General features: G+C 57.7%; 19 protein-coding genes. 10 read left to right on the top strand and 9 right to left on the bottom strand.

Features of this window, described 5'->3' with window-relative positions; all coding sequences use genetic code 11:
- Positions 1-170 precede the first annotated feature (170 nt).
- The 7 genes from EC9_RS07620 to EC9_RS07650 all read left to right on the top strand — a co-directional run bounded on the left by EC9_RS07620 (position 171) and on the right by EC9_RS07650 (position 7,079).
- Positions 171-491 carry a hypothetical protein gene (locus EC9_RS07620; RefSeq protein ID WP_145343762.1) on the top strand — a complete coding sequence of 107 codons (321 nt, stop codon included), beginning with the start codon at positions 171-173 and terminating at the stop codon, positions 489-491.
- A complete protein-coding gene (locus tag EC9_RS07625) occupies positions 488-2,701 on the top strand; it encodes a hypothetical protein (protein ID WP_145343764.1) in 2,214 nt (737 codons plus the stop codon). The genes EC9_RS07620 and EC9_RS07625 overlap by 4 nt, the downstream gene beginning before the upstream one ends.
- Entirely contained in the window at positions 2,698-3,648 is a 951-nt protein-coding gene (locus tag EC9_RS07630; protein WP_145343766.1) for an ABC transporter ATP-binding protein, read from the top strand. Before EC9_RS07625 ends, EC9_RS07630 begins: the two co-directional genes overlap by 4 nt.
- Positions 3,645-5,255, top strand: a complete 1,611-nt coding sequence (locus tag EC9_RS07635; RefSeq protein ID WP_145343768.1) for an ABC transporter permease — start codon at positions 3,645-3,647, stop codon at positions 5,253-5,255. Before EC9_RS07630 ends, EC9_RS07635 begins: the two co-directional genes overlap by 4 nt.
- A gap of 66 nt (positions 5,256-5,321) precedes the next feature.
- Positions 5,322-5,885 (top strand): RNA polymerase sigma factor, encoded by a 564-nt coding sequence (locus EC9_RS07640; RefSeq protein ID WP_145343770.1) that lies wholly within the window; start codon positions 5,322-5,324, stop codon positions 5,883-5,885.
- The gene (locus EC9_RS07645) at positions 5,882-6,277 is read left to right on the top strand and encodes a hypothetical protein (protein WP_145343772.1); all 396 of its coding nucleotides are present in this window, start codon (positions 5,882-5,884) and stop codon (positions 6,275-6,277) included. Before EC9_RS07640 ends, EC9_RS07645 begins: the two co-directional genes overlap by 4 nt.
- A 277-nt stretch (positions 6,278-6,554) precedes the next feature.
- Positions 6,555-7,079: a hypothetical protein gene (locus EC9_RS07650; RefSeq protein ID WP_145343774.1), complete on the top strand. Its 525-nt coding sequence runs from the start codon at positions 6,555-6,557 to the stop codon at positions 7,077-7,079.
- 56 nt (positions 7,080-7,135) lie between these two features.
- Here EC9_RS07650 and EC9_RS07655 read toward each other — a convergent pair whose 3' ends face one another.
- The gene (locus EC9_RS07655) at positions 7,136-7,978 is read right to left on the bottom strand and encodes a GIY-YIG nuclease family protein (protein ID WP_218934662.1); all 843 of its coding nucleotides are present in this window, start codon (positions 7,976-7,978) and stop codon (positions 7,136-7,138) included.
- A 278-nt stretch (positions 7,979-8,256) separates the two neighbouring features.
- The gene (locus EC9_RS07660) at positions 8,257-9,339 is read right to left on the bottom strand and encodes a TIGR00266 family protein (RefSeq protein WP_218934663.1); all 1,083 of its coding nucleotides are present in this window, start codon (positions 9,337-9,339) and stop codon (positions 8,257-8,259) included.
- Between the two features lie 173 nt (positions 9,340-9,512).
- Here EC9_RS07660 and EC9_RS07665 point away from each other — a divergent pair, with 173 nt between their 5' ends.
- Together EC9_RS07665 and EC9_RS07670 are read left to right on the top strand one after the other, a co-directional pair.
- Positions 9,513-10,487, top strand: a complete 975-nt coding sequence (locus EC9_RS07665; RefSeq protein WP_246106005.1) for a D-2-hydroxyacid dehydrogenase — start codon at positions 9,513-9,515, stop codon at positions 10,485-10,487.
- A 363-nt stretch (positions 10,488-10,850) separates the two neighbouring features.
- Positions 10,851-11,780, top strand: a complete 930-nt coding sequence (locus tag EC9_RS07670; RefSeq protein ID WP_145343780.1) for a CBS domain-containing protein — start codon at positions 10,851-10,853, stop codon at positions 11,778-11,780.
- Positions 11,781-11,801: 21 nt separating this feature from the next.
- On the opposite strand, the gene ald is transcribed toward EC9_RS07670, so the two are convergent.
- Complete coding sequence (gene ald / locus EC9_RS07675; RefSeq protein ID WP_145343782.1) at positions 11,802-12,908, bottom strand: alanine dehydrogenase; 1,107 nt, start codon at positions 12,906-12,908, stop codon at positions 11,802-11,804.
- 348 nt (positions 12,909-13,256) lie between these two features.
- On the opposite strand from ald, the gene EC9_RS07680 reads away from it, so the two are divergent.
- A complete protein-coding gene (locus tag EC9_RS07680) occupies positions 13,257-14,045 on the top strand; it encodes a PhzF family phenazine biosynthesis protein (protein WP_145343784.1) in 789 nt (262 codons plus the stop codon).
- Between the two features lie 72 nt (positions 14,046-14,117).
- On the opposite strand, the gene EC9_RS07685 is transcribed toward EC9_RS07680, so the two are convergent.
- From EC9_RS07685 to EC9_RS07710, 6 genes are all read right to left on the bottom strand, one after another.
- Entirely contained in the window at positions 14,118-15,563 is a 1,446-nt protein-coding gene (locus EC9_RS07685) for an IS4 family transposase (RefSeq protein ID WP_145342938.1), read from the bottom strand.
- A gap of 380 nt (positions 15,564-15,943) precedes the next feature.
- A complete protein-coding gene (pepF, locus tag EC9_RS07690) occupies positions 15,944-17,731 on the bottom strand; it encodes an oligoendopeptidase F (protein WP_246106006.1) in 1,788 nt (595 codons plus the stop codon).
- A gap of 230 nt (positions 17,732-17,961) precedes the next feature.
- Entirely contained in the window at positions 17,962-20,463 is a 2,502-nt protein-coding gene (locus EC9_RS07695; protein ID WP_145343788.1) for a DNA gyrase subunit B, read from the bottom strand.
- A gap of 615 nt (positions 20,464-21,078) precedes the next feature.
- The gene (fba, locus tag EC9_RS07700) at positions 21,079-22,089 is read right to left on the bottom strand and encodes a class II fructose-bisphosphate aldolase (RefSeq protein ID WP_145121284.1); all 1,011 of its coding nucleotides are present in this window, start codon (positions 22,087-22,089) and stop codon (positions 21,079-21,081) included.
- Positions 22,090-22,204: 115 nt separating this feature from the next.
- A complete protein-coding gene (locus tag EC9_RS07705) occupies positions 22,205-23,173 on the bottom strand; it encodes a UDP-glucuronic acid decarboxylase family protein (protein ID WP_145289958.1) in 969 nt (322 codons plus the stop codon).
- A gap of 173 nt (positions 23,174-23,346) precedes the next feature.
- Positions 23,347-24,306, bottom strand: coding sequence for a GNAT family N-acetyltransferase (locus EC9_RS07710; RefSeq protein WP_145343791.1), 960 nt, complete (start codon positions 24,304-24,306; stop codon positions 23,347-23,349).
- Positions 24,307-24,365 lie beyond the last annotated feature (59 nt).

The raw sequence follows: 24,365 nt of genomic DNA on the forward strand, positions 1-24,365 counted from the left end.
TCGCCGCTGCGACAAAGCGATCGAAACCTTGGGCAGACCACCGCGTCTGCCCATTGAAAAAGGCAAGGCAGACGACGCGTCTGCCACGGTTCCATGCGAGCATGTTTCGGCAGAACACGCTACACTAGACGCTTCTTTTCGGATCGATCCACGCGTCGCTAGCGTCTGCCATGTCCAACACATCATCGGAACCAACCGCATCGTCAGAGCGAGCGATGCCGCAGTGGTCGCTACGTTTTCTGATGCTGCTGGTCACGCTGTCCGCGATGTTGATGTGGGTCTTTCGGGCCGCGATCATCGAAAACGTTTTCTGGGCTCAATGTGTCGCGGTGGTCTTGGCGACGGCGATCGGTTGTTTTGCGATGTACGCGTTGGCCTTTGCTCTGGCGTCACTGTTCGCGTCGATGACCGGATCGATCTTGCAGCCGACGCGTTCGCGATTCCATCCCCCTGCGGTTGATCAACGCGATGCAGCGGAGGAGCCACAGTGATTCGCAGCGTCTGCTTCGGTTGGATTCTTCTGGCGACAGCGTTTGCCAGCAACAGCCTCTCTTTCGGCCAGGATGACGCGGGATTGGTCCACGTGGGAAGGCTGGCGCCGGGGACGCGACAGAACGGTTTTGCGATGTCGATCGCAACGCCCAAACTGGCTGCCAACGGATATCAACCGCTGCACCTGCGTTTTAGTCCGAAGACACCAACGTTTCCCGCCGATCGAACCTTTGATGTCGTCTTATCGCCGCGCGGCAACGAGACAACGCAACTCGATTTCGATTTCCATGTCCGCTGCACCGTTCCGCAGAATTCGACGGTCGAGCGGTTTGTCGTTTACGTTCCTTATTATGTTCCCTGGAGTCAGTTGACTGTCGAACTGTCCGAATCGGGACAGCGGATCGAGCAGGGACGTAAAACGTTTTCAATCGAGAGTTTGGAAACACGTTACGCCGAACAGCACACGTCGGTTGGCATTCTGCATCCTTCCAGCAACGCGACAGCCGCAACCGATGCAGCGGCGGCGACTCGATATCCCGACGTTCGATCGTTGGTCACGCTGCTTGGCGAAGGCCCGCTCGATGAAGCGACCGGAAAGGAAAGCCTTAGCGACAAGGAGTTGCGAGAACTTGCGACAAAGGTCCAGTCGGCTTGGGTGCAGTTCCGCGCGATCGACAGCGATCCTCAGACGATGTACCGTTCTTGGTTGGGGTATTCGCAGTTGGATGTGATCATCGTCCAGGCGGCGACGCTCCAGGACGTCGCTCGTCATGCAGAGCGTTTCAAACCGTTGACCGATTGGATCGCCGCCGGCGGAAGTCTATGGATCTACGACGCCAAAGGCTTTGAATTCCCCAGCGACAGCGTGACCTTAAAACCTGTCGCCGCGGGGCGAGTTCCTGACCTGGTAGCGGTCAGGCGGACGCTGGATCTGAATGCGGCTAACGATACGACCCCATTAGAGATGGAACATTGGGGCGAAGTGACAAAACAGTCTCAGAATTGGGAATGGCAGCAGCTTGAGGTGGAGCTGTCGCAGCGGAAAGATGTCTTCGATGCGATGCAGAAGAAGAAGCATCCCGCCGCGGCGATTCAATCGCCAACCGAACTGAGCGCGTTGTTGAGGACGACGCGGTTTGGTTTGGGGACGATCACCGCGATCGACGATCTCTATCCGTTTCCCGGTTCGTTCCAGTTGTGGCAGACGGTTCGCGATCTCTACGGTCCCAAACAACTTGTTTGGACGCAGCGAAACGGAATCGATGTGCGTCGTGGCGACGATCATTACTGGAAGTGGTTGATCGAAGCGGTGGGCGGGCCGCCGGTGAAGTTGTTCTTCGCTCTGAACACCCTGTTTGTGATCGTGATTGGGCCGGTTGGTTACCTGTTTTTCCGCAGACACGCTCGGCTGCACTTGCTCCTCTTTTTCGCTCCCGCTCTGGCGTTGTTGCTAACGCTGGGATTGTTTGCTTACGCCTTGCTGGCCGACGGTTGGCAGACGCGTGTCCGTGCACGGCAACTTACTTGGCAGGATGCCGATGCCGGCTATCGAGTTTCGCAAAACCGGCAGACCTATTTTTCATCGTTTGGTCGCGCCGATGGGATTGAGTTACCGGAGCAGACGGCGGTGTTCCCGATCCGCAACACCGCGGTGCAGAGTCGCTATCGCCCGGCCAACAATCAAAGGTCGCGGCGCTCGATCTACGCATCGGATCCCGATTACCGCTACACCGGACAGTTCTTGCCGGCGCGGACTCAGGTGCAATACATGACGCTGCAACCGCAAGCGGCTCCGCCGATGATCGGCTTCGATCGGTCGGACGATTCGTTGACCGTCCGCAACGATTCCCCGCATCCGCTGTCGTGCGTAATCGCCGCCGATACGAAGGGGCAGTTATGGGTTGCACGCGACGTTCCTGCGGGCGAATCGGCGGCGATGAATCGGTCGCAAACCGCCTCGCCCAGCACTTTGATCGACGTCGCCCCATTGCTTATCGATTCGCCGGTCCCCGTTCTGAATAACGATGGCTACACCAATCATTCGACCAATGCAGAGTTGACGCTGTTGGAGCGGCAGTTGAATCAATGGCTTGGTTCGCTGCCCAACAATCATTTTATGGCGACGACGCAGTTGCAGAGTGATACGTTGGGCGTCAGCGACGCTCGCACCGAGGGAAGCGTGCACGTGATCATGGGAGAGCTGCCATGAACGCCGGTTACGACGGTCCGATGATCGAGGTCCGCGACCTCTGTCGCAGCTTTGGCGATACGCAAGCTGTCGACCACGTTTCGTTTGAAGTCCCTCGTGGCAGCGTGTTCGGCTATATCGGTCCCAATGGAGCCGGCAAGACGACCAGCATGCGAATCCTCGCGACGCTCGAACTGCCCACCTCCGGCGATGCCTTGGTCGAAGGGCTTTCCAGCGTGAATGATCCTGATCGCGTGCGCGGTCGGTTGGGATTTATGCCCGACAGCTTCGGCACCTACGGCGACACCAACTGCATCGAATACCTCGACTTCTTCGCGCGATCTTATGGGCTGGTCGGTCGCGATCGAACGCGGCGGCTGCGGTGGGTGATGGAGTTCACCGGGCTGCGTCCCCTGGCGACCAAGCCGATGCGCGGGCTCAGCAAGGGGATGCGGCAGCGGCTGTGTCTGGGCCGTGCGTTGATTCACGACCCCGCGGTGTTGGTATTGGACGAACCGGCGGCGGGGCTGGATCCGCGAGCCCGAATCGAACTACGGCAGATCATTCGCGCATTGGCGGCCGATGGCAAGACGATCCTGATCAGCAGCCATATCCTGACCGAACTGGCGGAGATGTGCGACCGAATCGGGATCATCGAGCGAGGCAAGTTGTTGGCGACCGGAAGCGTTGATGACATTCGCCGCACGCTGCAACCGACGCGTGAGCTTTTGGTTCGCGTGGCATCCGACGACGCCTGGGCTCTCGAGTTGCTGCGCTCCGATTCTCGGGCAACCAACGTTCGCGTGGTTGATGGAGCGATTCGGTTTTCGATCGCAGGAGACGAGGTGGATCAGGTGGCGATTTTGCATGCGATGTGCGACGCGCGGATCGAAGTTTTGGAATACACGCCGCAGCATAACTCCCTCGAAGACGTGTTCCTTCAAGTGACCAAGGGGCAGGTGCAATGAACGACCCGATCGTCGCTGAATTAGTCGCTGCGGACCTTCCGACGCCCGAACCGGTCGAATCCGATGACGCTTACCATCGCTACGTTTGTGATACCGATCGCACCGGGTTTTGGGGGACGATCGATCGTTGGAGCGATCGCGCGGCGCGGTGGCTGAATCCAATCTTGATCAAAGAAGCTCGGCAGTCGCTGAAGAGTCGTCAGTTCAGCGGAACGTTTTTCTTGCTGCTGATCGCCTCGCTTTTTTGGATGACCGTTGGCGTCGTCACGCTCGCCCCGGATATCTACTACGTTCCGTCGGGTGTCTACATGATGACCGGATACTATTTCCTGTTAGCCGTGCCGATGCTGGCGATGGTCCCGTTGGCTGCTCATCGTTCGCTGTCGTCGGAGTTGGATGAAGGAACGTTTGAGATGCTGGCGATCACGAAGCTTTCGGCGCTGCGGATCGTGACGGGGAAACTGGGGAGTGCGCTACTGCAAATGCTTGTCTATTTTGCGGTGCTGGTCCCCTGCTTTGCATTCTGTTACCTGTTGCGCGGCGTCGATCTGCCGATGATCGCGACAACGATCGTGGTGGTCTTTACCGTTTCGTTCTTATTGACGACCTGGGGACTGTTGTTGTCGACCATCGCGCAAACGCGGGCGACTCAGATGCTGACGATGCTGATGCTGTTGGTGGCGATCTTCTTTGCAGAGATCTTTTCGGCGATCTTTGTCTTGAGCGCTGTCTATACCCAGGAATTGATCTGGGATCTCGAAGCGTTGTTGTTCACGGGGCTGTTTGGGCTGGTCGCGGTTTCGTGCATGGTCTTGTTTGTCAAAGCGGCGGCGTCGCGGATCGCTCCGGTCACGGAAAACCGTTCGACACCGCTGCGTTGGATCATGTTTGTGCAACAATTGATCTGGATCGGCAGCATCGCCACGTTTGCGCTTTGGTCCAGCGACGACGACGTGCTGATGTTCGGCTGTCTGATGTTGGGTGGCTATTGGCTGCTGATGGGAACGTTGATGTTGGGCGAGTCGGTCGATTTGAGTCCCCGAGTTCTTCGCACGCTCCCCGAAACGACGTTGGGGCGGATGTTTCTGTTGTGGATGATTCCCGGCCCCGGCACCGGTTACATGTTCGCTTTGACAACCTCGGCGACGGGGATTCTGGCGCTTGGGATGTGCAGTCTGATTGTTGGCGGATCGATTCAGCCGTTTGTGTTTGCGATGTTGATGATCGGATACCTGTTGATGTATCTGTCAGCCGTCCGGTTGATCGTGCTGGTCGTTGCGCGGCGATTTGGAAGTTCGATGGGACTGGCGCTCGCCGCAATGTGTAGCTTGTTGGTGCTGGGAATCGTCGTCCCGTCGGTCTTCATGGCGATCGTTACCGGTGCGCCGTCATCGTTTTATGGCGTCCAGGAAACAACCAATTGGATGTGGACGATCTACCGCGTTTTCGACGATCAGAAATTGGATGAAGCTGTCGTGGCCGCGACTTTGGTTTTGGGAGGCTCGCTGGCGATGATCAATCTGTTCCTGTTGTTCCGCGAGTTTTCCTTCCGCCACGTCGCGACACCGACACGCGTGACCGAAGACGAAGCCTCGACAGCGATTTAGACGGTGGGTGAGACTTTCGGAAATTATTAGACAAATCTTCTTCGCTGGCGCATCATGCATGGCAGCATGAGTGACATCGACCCTATTTCCGAGCAAGTTCGCGAGTGTGCTGACCGGATCGCTGAAAGCGGTGCCGCTGCGCTCTCGGGGCTCTACGACTTGACTTCCGGGAGGTTGGTTCGGTTTGCCGCAACGATCACTCGCAACCAACATGATGCCGAAGACGCGGTGCAGTCGGCGCTTGTCAAAGTAGCCGACAATCCGCGGACGCTTCGGGGCGCCGAACGTCCGTGGCCCTATCTGCTGCAGATGGTTCGCAACGAGTCGTTGCTGATCTTGCGACGCAAAAAACGCTGGCGGTTCGCAACGGGGATCCTCGATCTGTTGACACGTTGTCCGGTCGATGAACTGGAACAGGAGGAAACGTACCGGATGGTTTGGACGGCGATGCGGCGGTTGCCACCGAAACAAAGCGAAGTCGTTGCTCTGAAAATTTGGGAGAACTTTACTTTTGCACAGATCGGCGAGGTCTTGATGATCTCGCCGGCGACCGCAGCAAGTCGATACCGCTATGGAATCGCCAAGCTGGAGATCGAGTTGCGGGGTGACGAAGTGGAGGAGCGGCGATGAGAGGCGATCACGATTTTTGCGACGCCGATCAAGGCGATCCGACCGCGATCGAAGCGATCATCCGTTCTGCCGGCGACTACGTCGTCGTTTCGGACGATCTCCGCCCTCGCACGATCGAAGCGGCGCTCGATCGGCAGGGGCTGGCCGCGACGCGCCGCCGCGTCCGCTGGTTTGCGTTGGGGGCAGCGTTGTTTTTGGCGGTGTCGATCCCTTGGATCCGTTCGTACGATGGCGGCGGTCTGCATTCGGTCTCCCCCACCACGGCAGAGATTCATCAAGCCGCGTTGCGGTACGCAGCGGAAGCCAACATCTCACCCGATTGGGCGTTGCAAAAAGTGCTCGACGACCTCCGCCGTTCGCAAGCCGAATGGCTGGGGCAATCGATGCGTTAACCTCCGCGCCAACGTCTCGTGGTTGCTAGCGGGCCATCGCTGGCTCGGGCTGTTCTGTCTTGCGGGTTTCGGGGAATGCGGGCACGCTCAGGCTGGATTTTGCAGCGGGAGGGCGGCTTGCCCGGCGGGCTGAGTCGGTGGAAAGCGAGGCTTAAAAAAAAGCGATCTGGACGCGGACGCTTTGAATTGATGAAAATCTGCCTCGGTTGAGAGTCTGCGGAGATGTAGGGCGATCGGAAACATCTCGCTGCGGGAATCCCGAGGAGAGATATAACCGATGGCGAAAGAAAAAAGTGGAATGTGGGCCGAGTTGCGCGATGGATGCGCGGCGGTTCGAGAGGTCGCCATCGTAGGTGCGATCGTGCTGTTGTTGGTCGCGCCGACTTCGTTTCACAGCATCTTGGAACGGGCTGGGATCTCGTCGGTTGCGGGGCTTGAATTCGACGTCGATGCGATCGAAGAGGCGAATCAACAGACCTCCGACGCCGCGTCGGAAGTCGACTACGTCAAAGAACAATTAGCGGTGCTGCAGCAACAGATCAGCGAACAAGCAGCGCGCAGCCAATCTCCGGCGATGCATGGCTTGGCTCGCACTGTCAACGGACTCGAACAACGTCTTGACCATGCCAAAACGTCGTTGGGGCAAGCGGCCGTTGGGGTTCACGATTCGGTTCCCGCAAGGCATCGCGGGATGCTGACGCCTCCGGATGAACTGTTTAAGAGAAGCAGCCCCGAAGAGAAGACCAGTCAATTGCCGCAAGCGTTGCCTCAGCTGGTGACGCCGGCATCACAAACGCGCTAGCCCTCTCCTGGCCGTTCGGAACTTGGTCGTTGAAACCCATCGCGTTCGCATCGCCGTCAGGGACGCACGTTCAACCGCGGGTTGCGGCTGCGAATCAGTTCGCTTTCATACGCTCTTCGCACCGCAACTTGTCGGGCGGGGGAGTCCTTCGGAAACGCGTGCCATTCGATCGACAGTCCCTCACCGGATGTCTGCTCGATGTAGGCGGCTAAGCTGCGGCGGTCGGAATCGTTGAGATGCTGCGTCAACCGAACGCGCAGGTTCACCGCTTCGCCGATGTAGATGTATCCGGTTTGGTCTCGGAATAGATAGACGCCCGGCAGTGTCGGTACAAGTTTCAGGTTCGATCGAACTTCGGGCAACGGTTTGACGACCACCTGTTTGTCCCAGTCGGCGACGCGCAGGACAAGCTCCGGTTTCAGCCGCCGTGACTTTCGTAATTGGAAAGCGGCTTTGCGGATGTCGTATAACGAAACGTCGGGATCGACGATTAGGGCTGCGGCATCAAACGCCTTCCGCAGCGTCGGATCCGCGATCATCGTATCGGTCGCGACGTCGAACTTCTCCATGATCGTTCGAGCCGCGATCTCGGCGATTGGCAGCACTCGGTCATCAGCCGGCTTGCCACGACGCGTCGCTTTGACCGTTAATTTGCCCGCTTTGCGTAGCTTCAACAACATCAGATTGCAATCTGCCTCGTCGGCATCTGGGCTGCGAGCACGAACCGCAGCCAAAAATCGCTCGCGTCGGATGTCGTCCAAAAGCACTTCGTCGCTGCTCCAGCCGTTGCTCGTCTTAGCAAACGCTTCGACGACGATCGTCGGGAGTTCGGTTGGCGTCTGAGCAGTGACGATGCTGGGCAAAGAGAACAGCAATAGCATCGCAGGCAGTTGTCGCACGGCGGCTTCTCCGGTCATGGGACTCGGCGGCAAACCAACCGGTCGGTGGCTCGCTGCCGAGGTACTACATGTTCGTCTTGGGACTACCTATATATCGCGTCATCGACCACCAACAATCGGGAAGCATTAAAGGAAATCTTGGCGGCGATGCTTTGGGGGAAGGCCAATACAGAAGTAATCCGAAGGAAAGCCGGGGCGACTGGCCGCTGTCCTAAATTTGTGCTTCTTAGCGAAATTGCCCTGCTATCAGTCCGCTTACACGCGGCCGCGTAAGAGACTCAGTTGTTGTCGCCCATGAACATGTCCCCCAGTCCGCCCAGTAAAGAGCCTTCGCCCTTGTTGGTGCTGCCAACGCCGGGAGCGCACGCGATCACGCGCCCCGCCAATCGCGAGAAGGGCAACGACTGCATCCAGACCGGCCCGGGACCGGTTAACGTCGCCAGGAACAGCCCCTCACCACCGAAGATCGTGTTCTTGATGCCGCCAACCATCTGGACGTCGTAGCGAACGCTGGGGCCAATTCCCATCAGGCAACCGGTATCCATCCGCAATTGTTCGTTGGGCTTCAGGACGCGGTGGAGCATCGTGCCGCCGGCGTGAGCAATCGCGATCCCGTCGCCACGCAAGCGTTGCATGATGAAGCCCTCGCCGCCGAACAGCCCGACGCCAATCTTCTTCTGAAACGCGATGTCGACTTTGATCCCCTTGGCTCCGCACAGGAACGCATCTTTTTGCAAGATGATCTCACCTCCCAATTCATCCAAATGCAGCGGTAGCATCCGGCCGGGATAAGGCGAACCGAACGCGACCTTCGCACGGCCAGCACCCTGGTGAGTGAAGGTCGTCATGAACAGCGATTCGCCCGTCAACGCCCGCTTCCCGGCGCTCATCGCTTTCGCCCAGAAACCGCCGCCCGATTGTGACGGATCGCCAAAGACGGTTTGCATTTCGATCCCCTGATCCATGTACATCATCGCGCCGGCTTCCGCGATCACCGTCTCCCCAGGATCGAGTGTGATCTCGACGTACTGCGATTCGGTGCCAAAGATTTCGTAGTCGATCTCGTCGGCGTAGACCGGGCTGCTGGTTCCCGCATACGAAGTCGACGTGTGCGCCCCGTTAGGCATCCCCGACGCGCTGCCACCTTGTTGCGATGGCAGCGGCGGAACCGAGAGCGATCCTGTCGCGGGCGGTTGAGTTTCAAACGGGACGTCGATGATCTCGGCGCTTATCAAATCTTCATCTTCGGGAATCGCAAACGACCCGCCGCAGGCTTTGCATCGGATGGTGCGGCCGGCGAGGTTCGCTGGTGCGGTGTATTGTTTGCCACATTGCGGGCAGCTAACGTTCAGGTTGCTCATTGGTGGGCTCCTTGCACTGAGGGAAACGGGGAAAGCGAAAGTCGCAACGCAGGATATCGTCACATTTTCGTCGCGATGGTATGATCTGTCCGCAGTTTACAACGCGTCAAGCGGTCGGACAGCCGGCCTGGCTCAGGTCATCTAAAAGCTCTCGGAAAACAGGAACGTCTCTCGTGCGCATCGTATTGTGTTACCCCGTCGAACCGCATCATATCGCACAGATTCAAGCCGCTGCTCCCGATTTCGAAGTCGTCGACGCCGGGCAGGAACGGATCGATGAACTGCTGCCGACCGCCGACATCTTCATCGGACACGCGAAAGTCCCTGTCGATTGGGATCGCGTGCTGAAGGCGAATCGATTGCGTTGGATTCAGTCGTCGGCGGCGGGGCTGGATCATTGCTTGGTCCCGGGAGTGATCGATTCGGATATCGTGGTCAGCAGCGCCAGCGGCTTGTTCGCGCCCCAAGTTGCCGAACAGACGATGACATTACTGTTGGATTTGATCCGCAGCCAAGGCCGTTTCAACCGAGCCAATTCGCGTCACGAATTCATTCGTCTGCCGACCGACGATCTTCGTCAGAAAAAGGTCGGAATTGTCGGCCTCGGCGGAAACGGTCGCCGAATCGCGAAGGTCCTGAAACCGTTTGATGTCTCGATCGTGGCGACCGACTATTTTTCGTTTGATCCGCCTGCGGAAGTCGAACGCTTGTTACCAGCCGATGCGGTCGACGAGATGCTGGCCGAAGTCGACATCGCGATCCTGGCGCTGCCATTAAACGCGCAGACCCGCGGGATGTTCGACGCCGATCGGTTCGCCAAAATGCGTCCGGGCAGCTACTTCATCAACGTCGCTCGCGGCCAAGTTGTCGTCGAATCCGCTCTGGTCGATGCCTTGGACAGTGGTCACTTGCGCGGTGCGGGCGTCGACGTGACCGAAGTCGAACCGCTGCCCGACGAGAGTCCGCTATGGGATCGCGAGAATGTGATCATCACACCACACGTCGGCGCTCAAAGCCGCTGGCGCGTCGACGACACTACCGTGATGGTTTGCGAAAACCTACGCCGCTTCCAAGCCGGCGAGTCGATCTACAACACCGTCGACAAACAGCTCGGATTCCCCAGCCCCGAAGTCGTCTGGCACGGATAAGCCAATCCAAAATCGTTTAACCGCGCCGGCAACGCCCCGCGCGTCCATCGCCGTTCCAACGCGCGGCCCGTTGGGCACGCGGTTAAACGAAGCAGCGTGCTGGCGCTATCCTTTAGCCGCGCCGGCAACGCCCCACGTGCTGGAGTCGAGGCTTCAGCCGACTGCCGCAATGATTCGTCCGAGTGCCCGGTACAACAAGGATCGATCGGCTGAAGCCTCGACTCCAGCGTTTGGTCCTGCCTTCTTGCGATTTATATCACAAGCAAACCTCGTCAAACACGCTCTTTTTTGTTTGACCGGGCCTCTGCAACTTCGCTACGTTCGTGGTTGGGGTTTCTTTTCTTCGCAGAGGAGTTTGACGCTATGTTTCTCGTGCCCAAAACGACTTGTGCCGCAGATGTGATGCAAACTCGGCTGACCACGGTTGGCCCCGCGGTTCACTTTTCCAATGCCGTCGCGATGTTGGTTCGCCGTGCTGTGTCGGGACTTCCCATCGTTGAAGCCGACGGAACCTATTTAGGTATGTTCTCGGAGAAGTGTTGTCTGCGAATCGTTCAAGACTGTCCTGCGCTGCGCGATACCGTGGGAACGCCGCCGTTGCTCGCCAGCGATGCCATGGCGACTCGTTTGCTGTTGCTGCACGAAGAGGATGACGTCTTCGATGGCATCGAACAATTGTTATCGCACCGCGTCTCGGGAGCTCCCGTCTTAAACCGCAACGAACAGTTTATCGGGATCTTCTCGGAAAAGACGAGCGTTAGCGTGCTGATTCAGTCGGTCTTCGAAAACTTGCCTTCGACGCAGATCGGTCCGTTTGTCAATCGCGACCGCGGTCGGATCGTCGAGGAAACGACGCCGTTGTCAAAGATCGTCGAGACATTTGTGAAGACCGATTTCCGACGTCTGCCGGTGCTGCGTGGAGGGCATGTCGTCGGTCAAGTGTCGCGCCGCGATGTGATCAAACATCCAAAGATCAATCGTTGGATCGGTCACTTGTCGGACCATCCCCATCCCAATCGGGCGCGCGATGTCGATTACAACGTTCTCGCGTTCGCTGACACGACAGCCAATACGATCGGCCCGGACCTGGACTTGTTGTCGATCTTGGGGCTGTTTCTGAGCACGCCCTACCGGCGGTTGCCGGTCTTGGAGAATGGACGCCTGGTCGGCCAGATCAGCCGTCGCGACGTGCTGCAGAAAGTGATCGATGAAACGAAACAGGTACCCGCCGAACCGCATGGCACTTCGCTTTACCTGAGCGCACTGGGAGGGGAGTTTCCCAGCTTTGGATAGCCGCGAACCGGGCAGTTTCGATCAGCCGTGAAGATTCGTATAAGCCAGATCAAACGTGTCAGCGACGGCTAGGTTCGTGACCGCCCCGCCGAGGATGTTTGCGGCATGGCGGATCGGTTCGATTTCACGAACCGCCGCCTCGGTCCCCTTATCAGCCAACGCGAGAACCCATGGCAGCGTTGCATTGCACAACGCGAAGGTGCTCGTTCGCCCGACGGCTCCCGGCATGTTGGAGACACAGTAGTGGACGACTTCGTCGACGATAAACGTCGGTTCTTTATGCGTCGTTGGTCGACTGGTTTCCACGCAGCCGCCCTGATCGACGGCGACGTCGATGATCACGCTGCCCGGTTTCATAATCCGCAGGTCTTCGGCGTGAACCAAGTGAGGCGCTTTCGCGCCGGGAATCAATACCGCTCCGATCACCAGATCGGCTCTTTTCAGCTGCTCATGAATCGTATGCCGATCGCTGAACAACACGTTCACATTGGCTGGCATCACGTCGTCGAGATATCGCAAGCGCTCCAAGTTGACATCCAAGATCGCCACGTCGGCTTGGAAACCAGCCGCGATCCGTGCCGCATTAGCTCCAACGATTCCGCCGCCCAAGACGGTGATGTGCGCCGGAGCAACTCCGGGAACGCCCCCCAACAAAATGCCTCGCCCCATCTGTGGCTTCTCCAAATACTTCGCTCCCTCCTGAACGCTCATTCGACCCGCCACCTCGCTCATCGGTGTCAGCAGGGAGAGTCGGCCGTTCTGGTCGCGAAGCGTTTCGTACGCGAGGCAGTTCGCACCGGCGTTGAGCATCGCGTCGGTCAACGCTCGGCTGGCCGCAAAGTGAAAGTAGGTGAACAGAGTTTGGCCTTCGCGAATCAGAGGCCACTCGGGTTCCAGCGGCTCTTTGACTTTGATGATCAAGTCAGCCCGATCGAAGACATCTTTGGCCGTAGCAACAAGTTCCGCTCCCGCCTTCAGGTAGTCGTGGTCGAACAGTCCCGACCCCAAGCCGGCGCCAGCTTGCACGACCACGGTGTGTCCGCGGCGAGTGAGTTCTTCGACGCCGACCGGCAGCATCGAGACGCGATATTCATCCGACTTGGTTTCCGCAGGCACTCCAACAATCATTTGTCATTCCTTCGTCAATGGTTCGCTGTACGTTGGCGAGGCCGTGTCATCGTTGACCGGTCACGACAACCAACGTCCGCTTCGATTTTGCAAGTCGCCGCAGACTTACATCGTTATCATCTTATCTCTTGAGCAATCGATCGACACGTCTGGGCGCCAACATCCCCCTCGCAAATTCGATGGTCCGCGAACCTCGCCCCTCGCCGATCGGTCTACACCGGCAACAAGTCGGTGGGGACTGCCATCGCTGGACAATTGTTCGATCTCGCCAACGATCGACAGCCTCAGCCTCGATGAGGTTCGCATTCGCTTCACAAACAGGCAACTCAAATTTAGGAACCCGCTGGTATGTCGATTCGGATAGTTCAAATCGATGCGTTTACCGATCGGCCTTTTGCCGGAAACCCCGCTGCCGTCTGCTTGTTGGAACAGCCGCGGGAGGTCGATTGGATGCAAGCGGTTGCGGCGGAGATGAATCTGTCGGAAACTGCGTTTGTGAGACCGATCGACGTCGGCTACGAACTGCGTTGGTTCACTCCCCAGGTCGAAGTCGATTTGTGTGGCCACGCCACGTTAGCCGCCGCACACGCACTCTGGACCGAAGCGGGAATCTCGCCAAACGAAACGCTTCGTTTTCAAACGCGCAGCGGACAGCTGACGGCAAAGCGTCGCGGCGCGTTGATCCAGCTCGATTTCCCAGCCACCCCGGCTAAGCCATGTGATCCGCCCGCCGGTTTAATCGACGCGTTACCTGTCGATCCGATATTCGTCGGCGAGACGAAGTTCGACACCTTGGTTGTGATCGAATCCGAAGCGCAGCTGCGTTCGCTGCAACCCGATTTCGCGCGTTTGGCAAAAATCCCCACGCGAGGTGTCATCGTGACCTGCGGTAGCGAATCGCCGGAGTTCGATTTTGTCTCGCGTTTCTTTGGTCCCGCAGCCGGCATCGACGAAGATCCCGTCACCGGATCGGCCCACTGTTGTCTCGCGCCCTATTGGGGGCCACAGCTTGGAAAGACGGAGATGACCGGCTACCAAGCCTCGTCGCGCGGCGGCATCGTAAAAACGCAGATCCCTGGCGATCGGATCCTGTTGTCCGGCGCAGCGGTAACCGTTTTGCGAGGCGAGTTGGTTTGATGAGTCGCTGCACCGCAATACCATTCAACGAAGCGTAGTGGATGAGGTTACGAGCTGTCGATTACCCACAAGTCATTGGTCTGGTCCGAAGGCTTGCCAGCAGAGGGCGAAGTCGAGCATTCGCCGCGTGCCTCGCCAGATCACTTCGGCTCCCGGCGGACCGTCGCCTTCGCGGTGATTGTAGCCGCCAAGGGTCGCAAGGACCGGGATGAATTGTGACAGCTCAGGAGCTTGCTTTGGGGGAGCCGTCTTTTTCACCACTTTCCAGACCGACTTCCATTCCGCTTCGCTGAAGACGACATCACAGGGAAGCTCTGGACACTCGCGGCCTAAGAAGGTCACAAACATGATCCGCCATGCGATCACTTTGTAAAACATCAACGCGCGGATCAGTCGGTCTCTCGCTTCGAGTTGAATCTCTTCGACCCGGCAGCCAGTTTTGAAAACTCGAAAGAATACTTCGATTGGCCAACGAGCCACATACAAATCCACAATCCGCAGCGTCTGGGAAATCGTGTCGACCGGCAGAGAACTCAGTAACAGCCAGTCGACTTCGGTTCCGTCGCCTGGGCCATCGATCTCGCTCACCCAAACGACACTGATCTCGACCGGCGGCATCGAAGACTGCTTGTTGTGTGGCGCACGAAGAGTCATCCGCTTCGCTCGAATTTCTAACTTCGCAGTGCGTGCTTCACGGCCGGGGTGTTGTTTGTTTCCTGATCCTTTGGTTCGCTCGGGCGTTTGGGGAAGCTGGACTTCGCGGTAAGCGACCGGCTGGGCGGATGCGATTTCGGCACGCATTTTCTTATAAGCCGCAGGCCCGCCATCGGGGTCTTTCTCCGGCAACGAGCGTTTTCGCTGCGAGCGAATGACGAACTGAGCCGGTGTTTCATGCTGATCGGCTTCGACGAAAATGTCGTAGATGTCTCCTTCGCGATCGGCCAGCGAAACGATCTGAGTTTCAGGACATTTTCCGGCGATCTCGCAGGCCTTGCGGTAACCATCGAGCCATCGTTGCCCTTCGCCGGTGTGTAGGGGTTGGCCTTCTCGCTTCTTGCTGGTGCCGAGCGCTTCTTTGTCGCGATCGTAGAACTTAACACCGACCACCCCGAGACAAAGTTTCTCCGGCGTGAAGGCGATGTGGGAATGATCGTAAAGTCCACGGCGGCCTAAGCGATCGAGATTGCGGACGCCTCCGGGCGGATGCGCGGTGTAGTCCAGTTCGGTGGTATCTTGTGCGATGCAAACGGTGTCTTGGGCTTTGATTCGTTGGAGTGTCTTTTCAGCGTGAGCCCCGAGAATGGCTTCGGGATCGACGTTGGGGTTATCGAATAGACGGTAGGCGGCTTTGGTTTCGTCCCAGCCACTGCAAGCTTCGTTGATACTGGCCGAAGGGTTGGCCGCCAGCGAGGCGAGCAACGCTTCGGCTCGATCGTTGAGACGTTTGTCTCCAAGTTGAATATCTTGAAATTCGTATGCGATACTGGTCGGTTGCATGCTTTCACCTTGAGATTTCATTGTGCAAAATGAAATACTACAAGCGCAAATACCGTGCCAAAACGAGCTATTTTTGCGGCGACTTGTGGGTAATCAACAGGAGGTTACGAGTCCTTTTGCATCCGACCAAATCGCTGGGACTCTCGTAACCTCGTCCACTACCTCCCGCCGCTAATTCTATCGAAGGTCCGAGGCTCCTTCGTTGTACGGTATTGCAGAGGACTGACGCGCGGCCCGATGGGCACGCGGTTAAACGAAGGGGGAAGGCGGCAGCGTCGTTTAACCGCGGCGGCGACGCCCCGCGAGTTATTGCAGCGGGCGAACTCGCGGCCCGATGGGCACGCGGTTAAACGAGAAGCTTGGTCGGCTGAAGCCTTGACTCCAGCGCGGGCGCCGGTTGCTTAGAGCAGTTCGTCGAGTTGATCGACTAGCGAATTGAACCGCTGCAGCGCGGTGGCGACTGGAGTCGGTTGGGTCATGTCGACGCCGGCGGACTTCAGCAGATCCAGCGGATCTTGGCTGCAGCCTCCCTTGAGGAAGCTCAAGTAGTCATTCAGCTCACTCGCCCCGCCCTTCAGCACACGCTGCGACAACGCGATCGCGGCGCTCAATCCGGTCGCGTATTTGTAGACGTAGAACGCGCGGTAGAAGTGAGGGATCCGGAAGCACTCGAGTTCCAGTTGTTCATCGATCGCAAAGTCGGGACCAAAATAGTCGTTCAACAGCCCGCGATAGACCTCCTTGAACGTTTGCACCGTCAACGGTTCGCCCGCTTCGGCCATCTCGTGGGTCTTCTTTTCGAACTCGGCAAACATCGTCTGCCGCACGATCGTGGCGCGGATGCTGTCGATCTCTTGGTTGATCAAATAAGCACGCTCTTGATCGCTGTCGGCGACCGACAAAAGATGTTCGGTCAACAATTGTTCGTTGAACGTGCTGGCAACTTCGGCGACGAAAATCGTGTAGTTGTAATACTCGTACGGCTGATGCTTCGACGAATACCAGCTGTGCATCGAGTGCCCGGCTTCATGAGTCAGTGTGAAGACGTCGTTCAGGACCTCCTCTTTGTAGTTCATCATGATGTAGGGATCGCCATCGTAGCTGCCGCAGCTGAACGCGCCGCTCTGCTTGCCGCGGTTGGGATAACGATCGCTCCATCGGCCGCGCAGTCCCTTGCCCAAGGTCGTGCAATATTCTTCGCCCAGCGGCTTCAGCGACTCGAGCACCACCTCAACGGCTTGGTCCCAAGTGTGATGCTTCTTGATCGAATCGAGAACCGGAACGTAGGTGTCGTATTGATGAATGTCGTCGAGCCCCATCTTGCGACGGCGGACGTCGAAGTAGCGATGGACGCTTGGGAGCGATTCGCGAACGGCGGTGATCAGATTGTCGTAGACCGTTTGCGGGACGTTGTCGGGGAAGAGCGAACTGGACAAAGCGCTTTCGTAATTCCGTGCCCGAGCGTAATAGACGTCGCGGTGGATGCTGCCGACCAGCGTCGCGGCGAGGGCGTGCTTGTGTCCTTCGAACTGCTCGTAATATTGTTCAAAAGCTTGCTTGCGAACGGCGCGGTCGGGACTGACCATCAATTGCCCGAACGTGGCGTTGGAGAGTTCTAGCTCGCGGCCGGTGTGATCCTTGATCGTGCCAAACTTCAGATCGGCGTCGTGCAATTGGCGGAAAGCATTCCCTGCGGCGCCGGCCATTTCGCCTTGCATCGCCAACAATCGCTCTTCGCCATCGGACAACGTGTGCGGTTTGTAGCGGAGCGTTTGTTCCAGTTGGCGACGGAACGGCGCAAGTTCCTCTGACGCGATGAACTCTTGAATTCGGTCGTCGGGAATCGCCAGCAATTCAGGGCGCATCCAACTGGACGCTTGACTCGCGCGGACTGCCAAGTTCTGGAAGCGAGCCTGCATCGCTTGGTACTGGCCGTTGGTTTGATCTTCGGTCGTCTTCAAAAAGGCGTAGGTGCCCAAGCGTTCGGCCAGTCGATCCATCTCGCTATCGAAACGAAGCACCTCGGCCAAAACCGCAGCGGATTCTCCCAACCGTCCGCGATGGGATTCGTATTCGGGCATCCGGTCGTCGAACCGTTTGAAATCGGCTTCCCAGCTCGCATCATCGGCGTATAACCGCTGCAAATCCCAGGTGTCTTCGGTTGCAACTTGGTCACGATTAGGAAGCATCTCAACGCTCATCAGTTTGAAAATCCGTTGTACGTGGTGAAATCGAGTGAACTTGCGATCGTCATTCTACGAAAACGCCCGGCTCGCGAAATGGCGAGCGGCGTATGGAGTGAGGAGCGATCCGAGCGGACCGCTACCAATTCGGCAGGAGCACCAAAAAATGAAAACGCCTGCACCGACAAGGATCGGCGCAGGCATCGATTGGTTCCCACCGCGGCAGCGGCGAGGATTTAGACGTCCAGATTTCGGACGTCGAGGGCGTGCTTTTCGATGAATTCGCGACGCGGTTCAACCTTGTCGCCCATCAGCAGGCGGAACATTTCGTCGGCCGCTCCCGCATCGGTTAGGTTGACCTTGATCAGGGTTCGGTTTGCCGGATCGAGCGTCGTTTCGCGAAGCTCTTCGGCGTTCATTTCGCCCAGACCTTTAAAGCGAGTCAGCGTCAGACCCTTTTCACCCGCGGCGCGAACTTCGGCCAACAGCGTGCGAAGGTCTTCCAAGCCGCGAACGTTCTCCTCGCGGATCAGTTTAAATCGCGGTTCGGTCGCTCCGGTTCGTTCCTGAGGAATCAGGTCTTCGATGCCGAAGTTCAGCGGGGCGATCTCTTTGAGTGCGGAGTTGATCGTGCGGACTTCGTGCAATTCGACCAAGTGGCCCAACGTCGGCTTCTTGGCAGCATCCGCCTCGGCACCTTCGGCTGGAGCCTCTTCGGTTTCCTCGGGCTGTTCCAAGGTGACGTTCCGCTGTTCCATGAACGCGCTCAGTTCAGCTTGGTCCTGGAACCAATGTTCCTCTGGACCAACAAACAGGTGCAACGGTGGCAGACGGCCGCTGTTGGGATCGAGCCGCAGACTGTGAGCTCGCAAGCTGATACCGCGTCGCTCCAACGCCACGATCGCTTCTTCGCATTCGGCGAGGGTTTCGCAAAGCGTCCGCATCTCGCCACCTTCGACGCGACGTCCGTCTTCGGTTTCCAGGACTCCGTCGGCGAGACCGCGTTCCAACAACTGACGCTTCATCTCTTCATCGGTCTGCACGTACTCGCGGTGCTTCCCTTTGACGACGCGGAACAGCGGCGGCTGAGCCAAATAGACGTGTCCGCTGGCAACCAATTGGTACATCTGGCGATAGAAGAAACACAACAACAAGGTGCGGATGTGGGATCCATCCACGTCGGCATCGGTCATGATGACGATCTTGTTGTAGCGGCGTTTGGTCAGATCTTGATCGGCGCCGATACCGGTGCCAAAGGCCTGGATCATGCTCTGAACTTCTTCGTTCGCCAACACCTTGTCTTCGCGACTCTTGTAGGCATTGATGATCTTACCGCGAAGCGGCAGGATCGCTTGGAAGTCACGCATCCGTCCACCTTCGGCCGATCCACCGGCCGAATCACCTTCCACCAGGTAGATCTCGCATTCTTCCATGTTCTTGCTGATGCAGTCGCGGAGCTTGCCGGGCAAGCCACCGCCGCCCAGAGCGTCCTTGCGCTTTCGCAGCAGGTCCTTGGCTTTACGAGCCGCTTCGCGGGCTTCGGCGGCCAACAGTCCCTTGCGGACGATCGTCTTGGCGACCTTCGGATTCTCCTCGAGGTACTTGGTCAGATTTTCACCAATCCCGTTGGTGATGATCCCTTCGACTTCGCTGTTTCCAAGCTTCGTTTTCGTTTGACCTTCGAACTGCGGATGCAAGACCCGCGCACTGATCACGGCGGTCAATCCTTCGCGGAAATCGTCGCCGGTCGGCGTGATGGCTTTGAACAGCCCTTCCTTCTTACCGTAGTTATTCAGCGTGCGAGTCAGCGCGCTGCGGAAGCCCGAGACGTGCGTACCCCCTTCGATCGTGTGAATGTTGTTCACATAAGATTGCACGTTTTCGGTGAACTCGGTCGAGTACTGCAGGGCGATTTCGTATTCGACATCGTCGCGATGGCCGGTGAACGAAACAACTTCCGGGTGCAACACGTCGCTGGCGCGATTGAGATGTTCGACGAATTCGACGATACCGCGTTCGTAGCAGAAGTCGGATTCTTCGCCGTTGCGTTCGTCGAAGAACTTGATCCGCACGCCGCTGTTCAAAAACGCCAGTTCTTGCAGACGCTTGTTCAGCGTGTCGAAGTTGAACTTGGTGGTCTGGAAGATGTGCGAATCGGGCTTAAACGTTGTCTTGGTGCCGTTTTTCTTGGTCTCGTGTCCCTTCTGGATTGGACCTTGTGGCACGCCCCGTTCGTAGTTCTGGGTCCACGTCATTCCTTCGCGATGGACTTCCACCTCGCACCATTGCGAAAGAAAGTTCACGACCGTTACGCCGACGCCGTGTAGACCGCCGGAAGTTTGGTAGGCCCCTTCCTTAAACTTGCCGCCAAACTTGAGGACCGTCATCACGCCTTCGAGCGTGCTGACCTCGCGATCGAGTTCTTCAGACAATTGGTCGTGGCGATCGACCGGAATTCCGCGGCCGTCATCTTCGACGGTGACCGAACCGTCGGTGTGAACCGTCACCAAAACCAGCTTGGCAAAACCGGCCATCACTTCATCGATCGAATTGTCGACGACTTCGTAGACCAAGTGGTGCAGGCCGCGCCCCGTGGTGTCGCCAATGTACATACTGGGCCGTTCGCGAACGTGCTCCAGATCCGACAGGTGAGTCAGATCGGCAGCGTTGTAGTCCGCATTGGCTTCGCGTCGAACGGGTTCTGGGGTGGCGTCGGATTCCGGGGCGGCGTCGCTCATTGAATACCTGCGTTGGGACCGAAAAGAGAACGGCAATAAGGCCAAGATTCTATCAGAATCGCGTTCGGATGACGATGCCACTAACCCCCGGCTGATCCATATCCGGGGCCGATACGATCGAATTGGGGCGTCAGACGGCGTCGAGCTGATCGCATCGATCGAAATTGCGTCGAATATGGCGACATTGCGACGCAACCTCGGCGTCGGGAACTTGCTGTTCGCTCGGCAGCGGACGTTGCTCAAGAAGAGGGCTGAGGGAGCAAGCGATCGACGCGGCACAAGCCGTTCAGCCGTTAAAGACTGTGGCCGGAGAGGGCTGATTTCCACGTCGGGGAGGCGAAAAAATGAATTCGCACGTCCCGTCGGCCGCGGGGAAGATAGGTTTCCAGTATTCAGCGGGTGACCGTGCTTCGGTCATCCGTATTCGGCTTTCTCACCCCCGTGCGGGCGGGGCTGAGCCTTAGTGCTCAGCCTCGCCCACTTTTATTCTTTCGGTGGGTGCTCTGAATATCGGTTCCTTCGTTTCGGTGATCTGCCATGGTAGCTCACCGAAACGGCGGGAACACGATCCTCGCTGGGCCATGTCGCCCGAGACCGCTGCGTTGCCGCAGATGTTTACAAGGTCTTGCCGAGCTTCGATCCGTTGCCAGCTTGACCGAAGGCAACCATGCGATCGACACAAACCTGCTTCATCGCTTCGCGCGATGGCTTCAGATAAGCGCGAGGGTCAAACGCCGATGGATCTTCTTGCAATACCTTGCGGATCGCACCGGTGATCGCCATGCGGTTGTCGGTATCGACGTTGATCTTGCGAACACCGCTCTTGATTCCGCGTTGGATCTCTTCGACTGGCACGCCGTAGGTCTGCTTCATCTTGCCGCCAAAGGCGTTGATGATGTCTTGCAGTTCTTGCGGAACGCTGCTGCTGCCGTGCATGACCAAGTGGGTGTTTGGCAGGCGACGGTGGATCTCTTCGATGCGGCTCATCGCCAACACTTCACCATCGGGCTTGCGAGAGAACTTGTAAGCACCGTGGCTGGTTCCGATCGCAACAGCCAACGCATCGACGTTGGTTTCAGCGACGAAGCGTTCAGCTTCTTCAGGGTCGGTCAGCAATTGATCGTGAGTCAATTCGCCGACAGCACCGTGGCCGTCTTCTTGTTCGCCTTCGCCGCTCTCGAGCGATCCCAGGCATCCGAGTTCGCCTTCGACCGAAACGCCCTTGGCGTGAGCCTGTTTGACGACTTCGGCGGTCACCTTAACGTTGTAGTCATAAGAGGCGGGAGTCTTGCCGTCCTCTTCCAACGAACCGTCCATCATCACGCTGGTGAAGCCGTTTTCGATCGCGCTCATGCACGTCTCAACGCTGTTGCCGTGATCTTGGTGCATCACGATTGGCAGGTGTGGATAGAGTTCGGTTGCGGCCAACATCAGGTGACGCAGGTAAGCGTCTTGCGAGTAGGCACGGGCACCGCGGGAAGCTTGAACGATTACCGGCGAATCGGTTTCGTTGGCGGCTTCCATGATCGATTGGATCTGTTCCATGTTGTTCACATTGAACGCTGCCACGCCGTAATTGTTTTCGGCAGCATGATCCAGGACGACGCGAAGAGGTACGAGAGGCATCGGGAAATCCTCGGTTTCAGATTGGTTTAATAAGGAAGACGAGTCAACCTGCTCGTTTCATCCACCGCATTATCCCGCTGGGCCGCTGTGACGCAAGGGTGCCCCAAGGTGGCGATTAGACGTAGTTTGGCGTCGGTGGACGATAGTCGTTCAGGTCGATCGATTGGAACCATTCGATCGTCTTTGCCAAGCCGTCGCGAAGCGGCGTCGTGGGGGTCCAGCCTAGATGTTTTGTGGCCAATGTAATATCGGGTTTGCGGCGCGTCGGATCGTCGGCAGGCAGCGGTTGTTGGATCAGCTTCGATTTTGATCCGGTCAATTCGATCACCAGTTCCGCCAGTTCGCGGATCGTAAATTCGCCTTGGTTGCCGATGTTCACCGGCCCGACAAAGCCCTCGGTGTTGTTCATCATCCGGATGATCGCGTCGACCAGATCGTCGCGGAAACAGAACGAACGGGTCTGTTGGCCGTCGCCGAAGATCGTGATGTCTTCGTTCTGCAACGCCTGACGGATAAAGTTCGAGACCACGCGACCGTCGTAAGGATGCATACGCGGCCCGTAGGTGTTGAAGATCCGCACGATCCGGACGTCGACCTTGTTCATCCGGTGGTAATCCATGAACAACGTCTCGGCGGCGCGTTTGCCTTCGTCGTAACAGGCACGCGGTCCGATTGGGTTGACGTTGCCGCGATACGATTCGGTCTGCGGATGCTCTTCCGGATCGCCATAAACCTCGCTGGTGCTCGCTTGCAAAATTCTGGCACCACAACGTTTGGCCAACCCCAACATGTTGATCGCTCCCATCACGGAGGTCTTCATCGTTTTGATCGGGTTGTATTGGTAGTGCCCCGGGGCGGCGGGACAGCCCATGTTGTAAACCTGATCGACTTCCAAAAAGATCGGCAGTGTGATGTCGTGACGGATCAGTTCGAAGTTTGGTTTGCCCAGCAGATGCGCGACGTTTGTCTTTTGGCTGGTGAAGAAATTGTCCAAACAGATGACGTCGTGCCCCTCGGCAACCAAACGTTCACACATGAACGAACCAAGGAATCCGGCACCGCCGGTGACGAGAATACGTTGCATCTTGCTGCTCTACTGCTGGAGACAATTTAAGATCGGCCAACGACCGGCCAACAGGCATGAACACCAATCCAACATGCCGTGAATTGCTAAGTGTATTCCGAAATTGGACCCTGTACAGGCGGATCGCGTCGGAGCGGCGGACTAGCCGCCAGTAAGTGGCCCCACGCCCCCGTCTACAGCGTGCGGTGGTACGCAGATCCGGTGGCGACGTGGTGGAAACCGAGTCGTGTTAAAAAATCGATTCTCGCCGGTGCCGATGGTTTTTCCGAGTTGATGATCGCTCGCACGGTGTGAAACCGGCGTTGCACCATCGATGGTAGCGATCCGGCGACCGCATAGCGGACCTCGGCGGCGAGGTCGACATCCAGTGGGTTCCCCGACAGGCTGTCGAAGTTTGCCAGATACAGCAGGCCGCGATCCATCACCAATGCGTCGCGATCGGAGAGATAAAAGGTTGCCGACGCTAATTCCTGACCGGTCCGGTTGGAAACGACAAATTCGGTGATATCGAAGTGCGAATGAGCACACGCGGCTCGCCATTCGGTCGGCAGTTGTTGCGGCCGCTCGTCGATCGTCGCCATCCGCCGCAGCAGCAACAGTTCGCGATCGACTGGAGCGCGGAACGACGTCAGGTCCAACTCCATCGCAATCATCGGCGTTCGCGGCTCGAATCCGTCGGCGGTCAGCAATTCGACCATCAGGTGATCGCTGTCGGGAATTCCAATCACTCCCGAATATGGTTCCAGCCCGACAAGTCCGGAAAGATCGCCCAACACCGTGCCAACTTCAAACTCTCGAATTCCCGCTTCCGCCGAGAGGTCGATCGAAGCTTGCAGCAGAGCCTCAGCCGACGCGCGGCGGTCGGCGCATTGACCGACGCAAAAGCTGGCGATCCGGGCGCGAATCGGCGGGTCGTCGCTGGGGTCGGTTTGGAGATGCGAAAAACCGACTAATTGCCCCTCTTCCTCGATCACTAACATGTGGTCGAATTCGAAAAAAGGCTTGTCGAGGATCGCTTGTTCCAGCTGCGCCGAGGTGGTCGAAACGATCGGGCCGACCGTTTGCCAATGCTCTCGCCAAGCAACCGCGAGACGGTTCGTATCACTATTTTGGAATGGGCGAATCAAAGCCACAATTGTTTTCCTGCATCATGCGGAGCGTTCTTGTGACAGCAAATAATGGCACAGGTCGC

Source organism: Rosistilla ulvae (genome assembly GCF_007741475.1).
Classification (GTDB): Bacteria; Planctomycetota; Planctomycetia; order Pirellulales; family Pirellulaceae; genus Rosistilla; species Rosistilla ulvae.

Bases quoted from the DNA above. Each gene is read 5' to 3' on its own strand.
- EC9_RS07620 (WP_145343762.1), top strand. From the start codon at position 171: ATGTCCAACACATCATCGGAACCAACCGCATCGTCAGAGCGAGCGATG.
- EC9_RS07630 (WP_145343766.1), top strand. From the start codon at position 2,698: ATGAACGCCGGTTACGACGGTCCGATGATCGAGGTCCGCGACCTCTGT.
- EC9_RS07635 (WP_145343768.1), top strand. From the start codon at position 3,645: ATGAACGACCCGATCGTCGCTGAATTAGTCGCTGCGGACCTTCCGACG.
- EC9_RS07640 (WP_145343770.1), top strand. From the start codon at position 5,322: ATGAGTGACATCGACCCTATTTCCGAGCAAGTTCGCGAGTGTGCTGAC.
- EC9_RS07645 (WP_145343772.1), top strand. From the start codon at position 5,882: ATGAGAGGCGATCACGATTTTTGCGACGCCGATCAAGGCGATCCGACC.
- EC9_RS07650 (WP_145343774.1), top strand. From the start codon at position 6,555: ATGGCGAAAGAAAAAAGTGGAATGTGGGCCGAGTTGCGCGATGGATGC.
- EC9_RS07660 (WP_218934663.1), bottom strand. From the start codon at position 9,339: ATGAGCAACCTGAACGTTAGCTGCCCGCAATGTGGCAAACAATACACC.
- EC9_RS07670 (WP_145343780.1), top strand. From the start codon at position 10,851: ATGTTTCTCGTGCCCAAAACGACTTGTGCCGCAGATGTGATGCAAACT.
- ald (WP_145343782.1), bottom strand. From the start codon at position 12,908: ATGATTGTTGGAGTGCCTGCGGAAACCAAGTCGGATGAATATCGCGTC.
- EC9_RS07680 (WP_145343784.1), top strand. From the start codon at position 13,257: ATGTCGATTCGGATAGTTCAAATCGATGCGTTTACCGATCGGCCTTTT.
- EC9_RS07685 (WP_145342938.1), bottom strand. From the start codon at position 15,563: ATGAAATCTCAAGGTGAAAGCATGCAACCGACCAGTATCGCATACGAA.
- pepF (WP_246106006.1), bottom strand. From the start codon at position 17,731: ATGCTTCCTAATCGTGACCAAGTTGCAACCGAAGACACCTGGGATTTG.
- EC9_RS07695 (WP_145343788.1), bottom strand. From the start codon at position 20,463: ATGAGCGACGCCGCCCCGGAATCCGACGCCACCCCAGAACCCGTTCGA.
- fba (WP_145121284.1), bottom strand. From the start codon at position 22,089: ATGCCTCTCGTACCTCTTCGCGTCGTCCTGGATCATGCTGCCGAAAAC.
- EC9_RS07705 (WP_145289958.1), bottom strand. From the start codon at position 23,173: ATGCAACGTATTCTCGTCACCGGCGGTGCCGGATTCCTTGGTTCGTTC.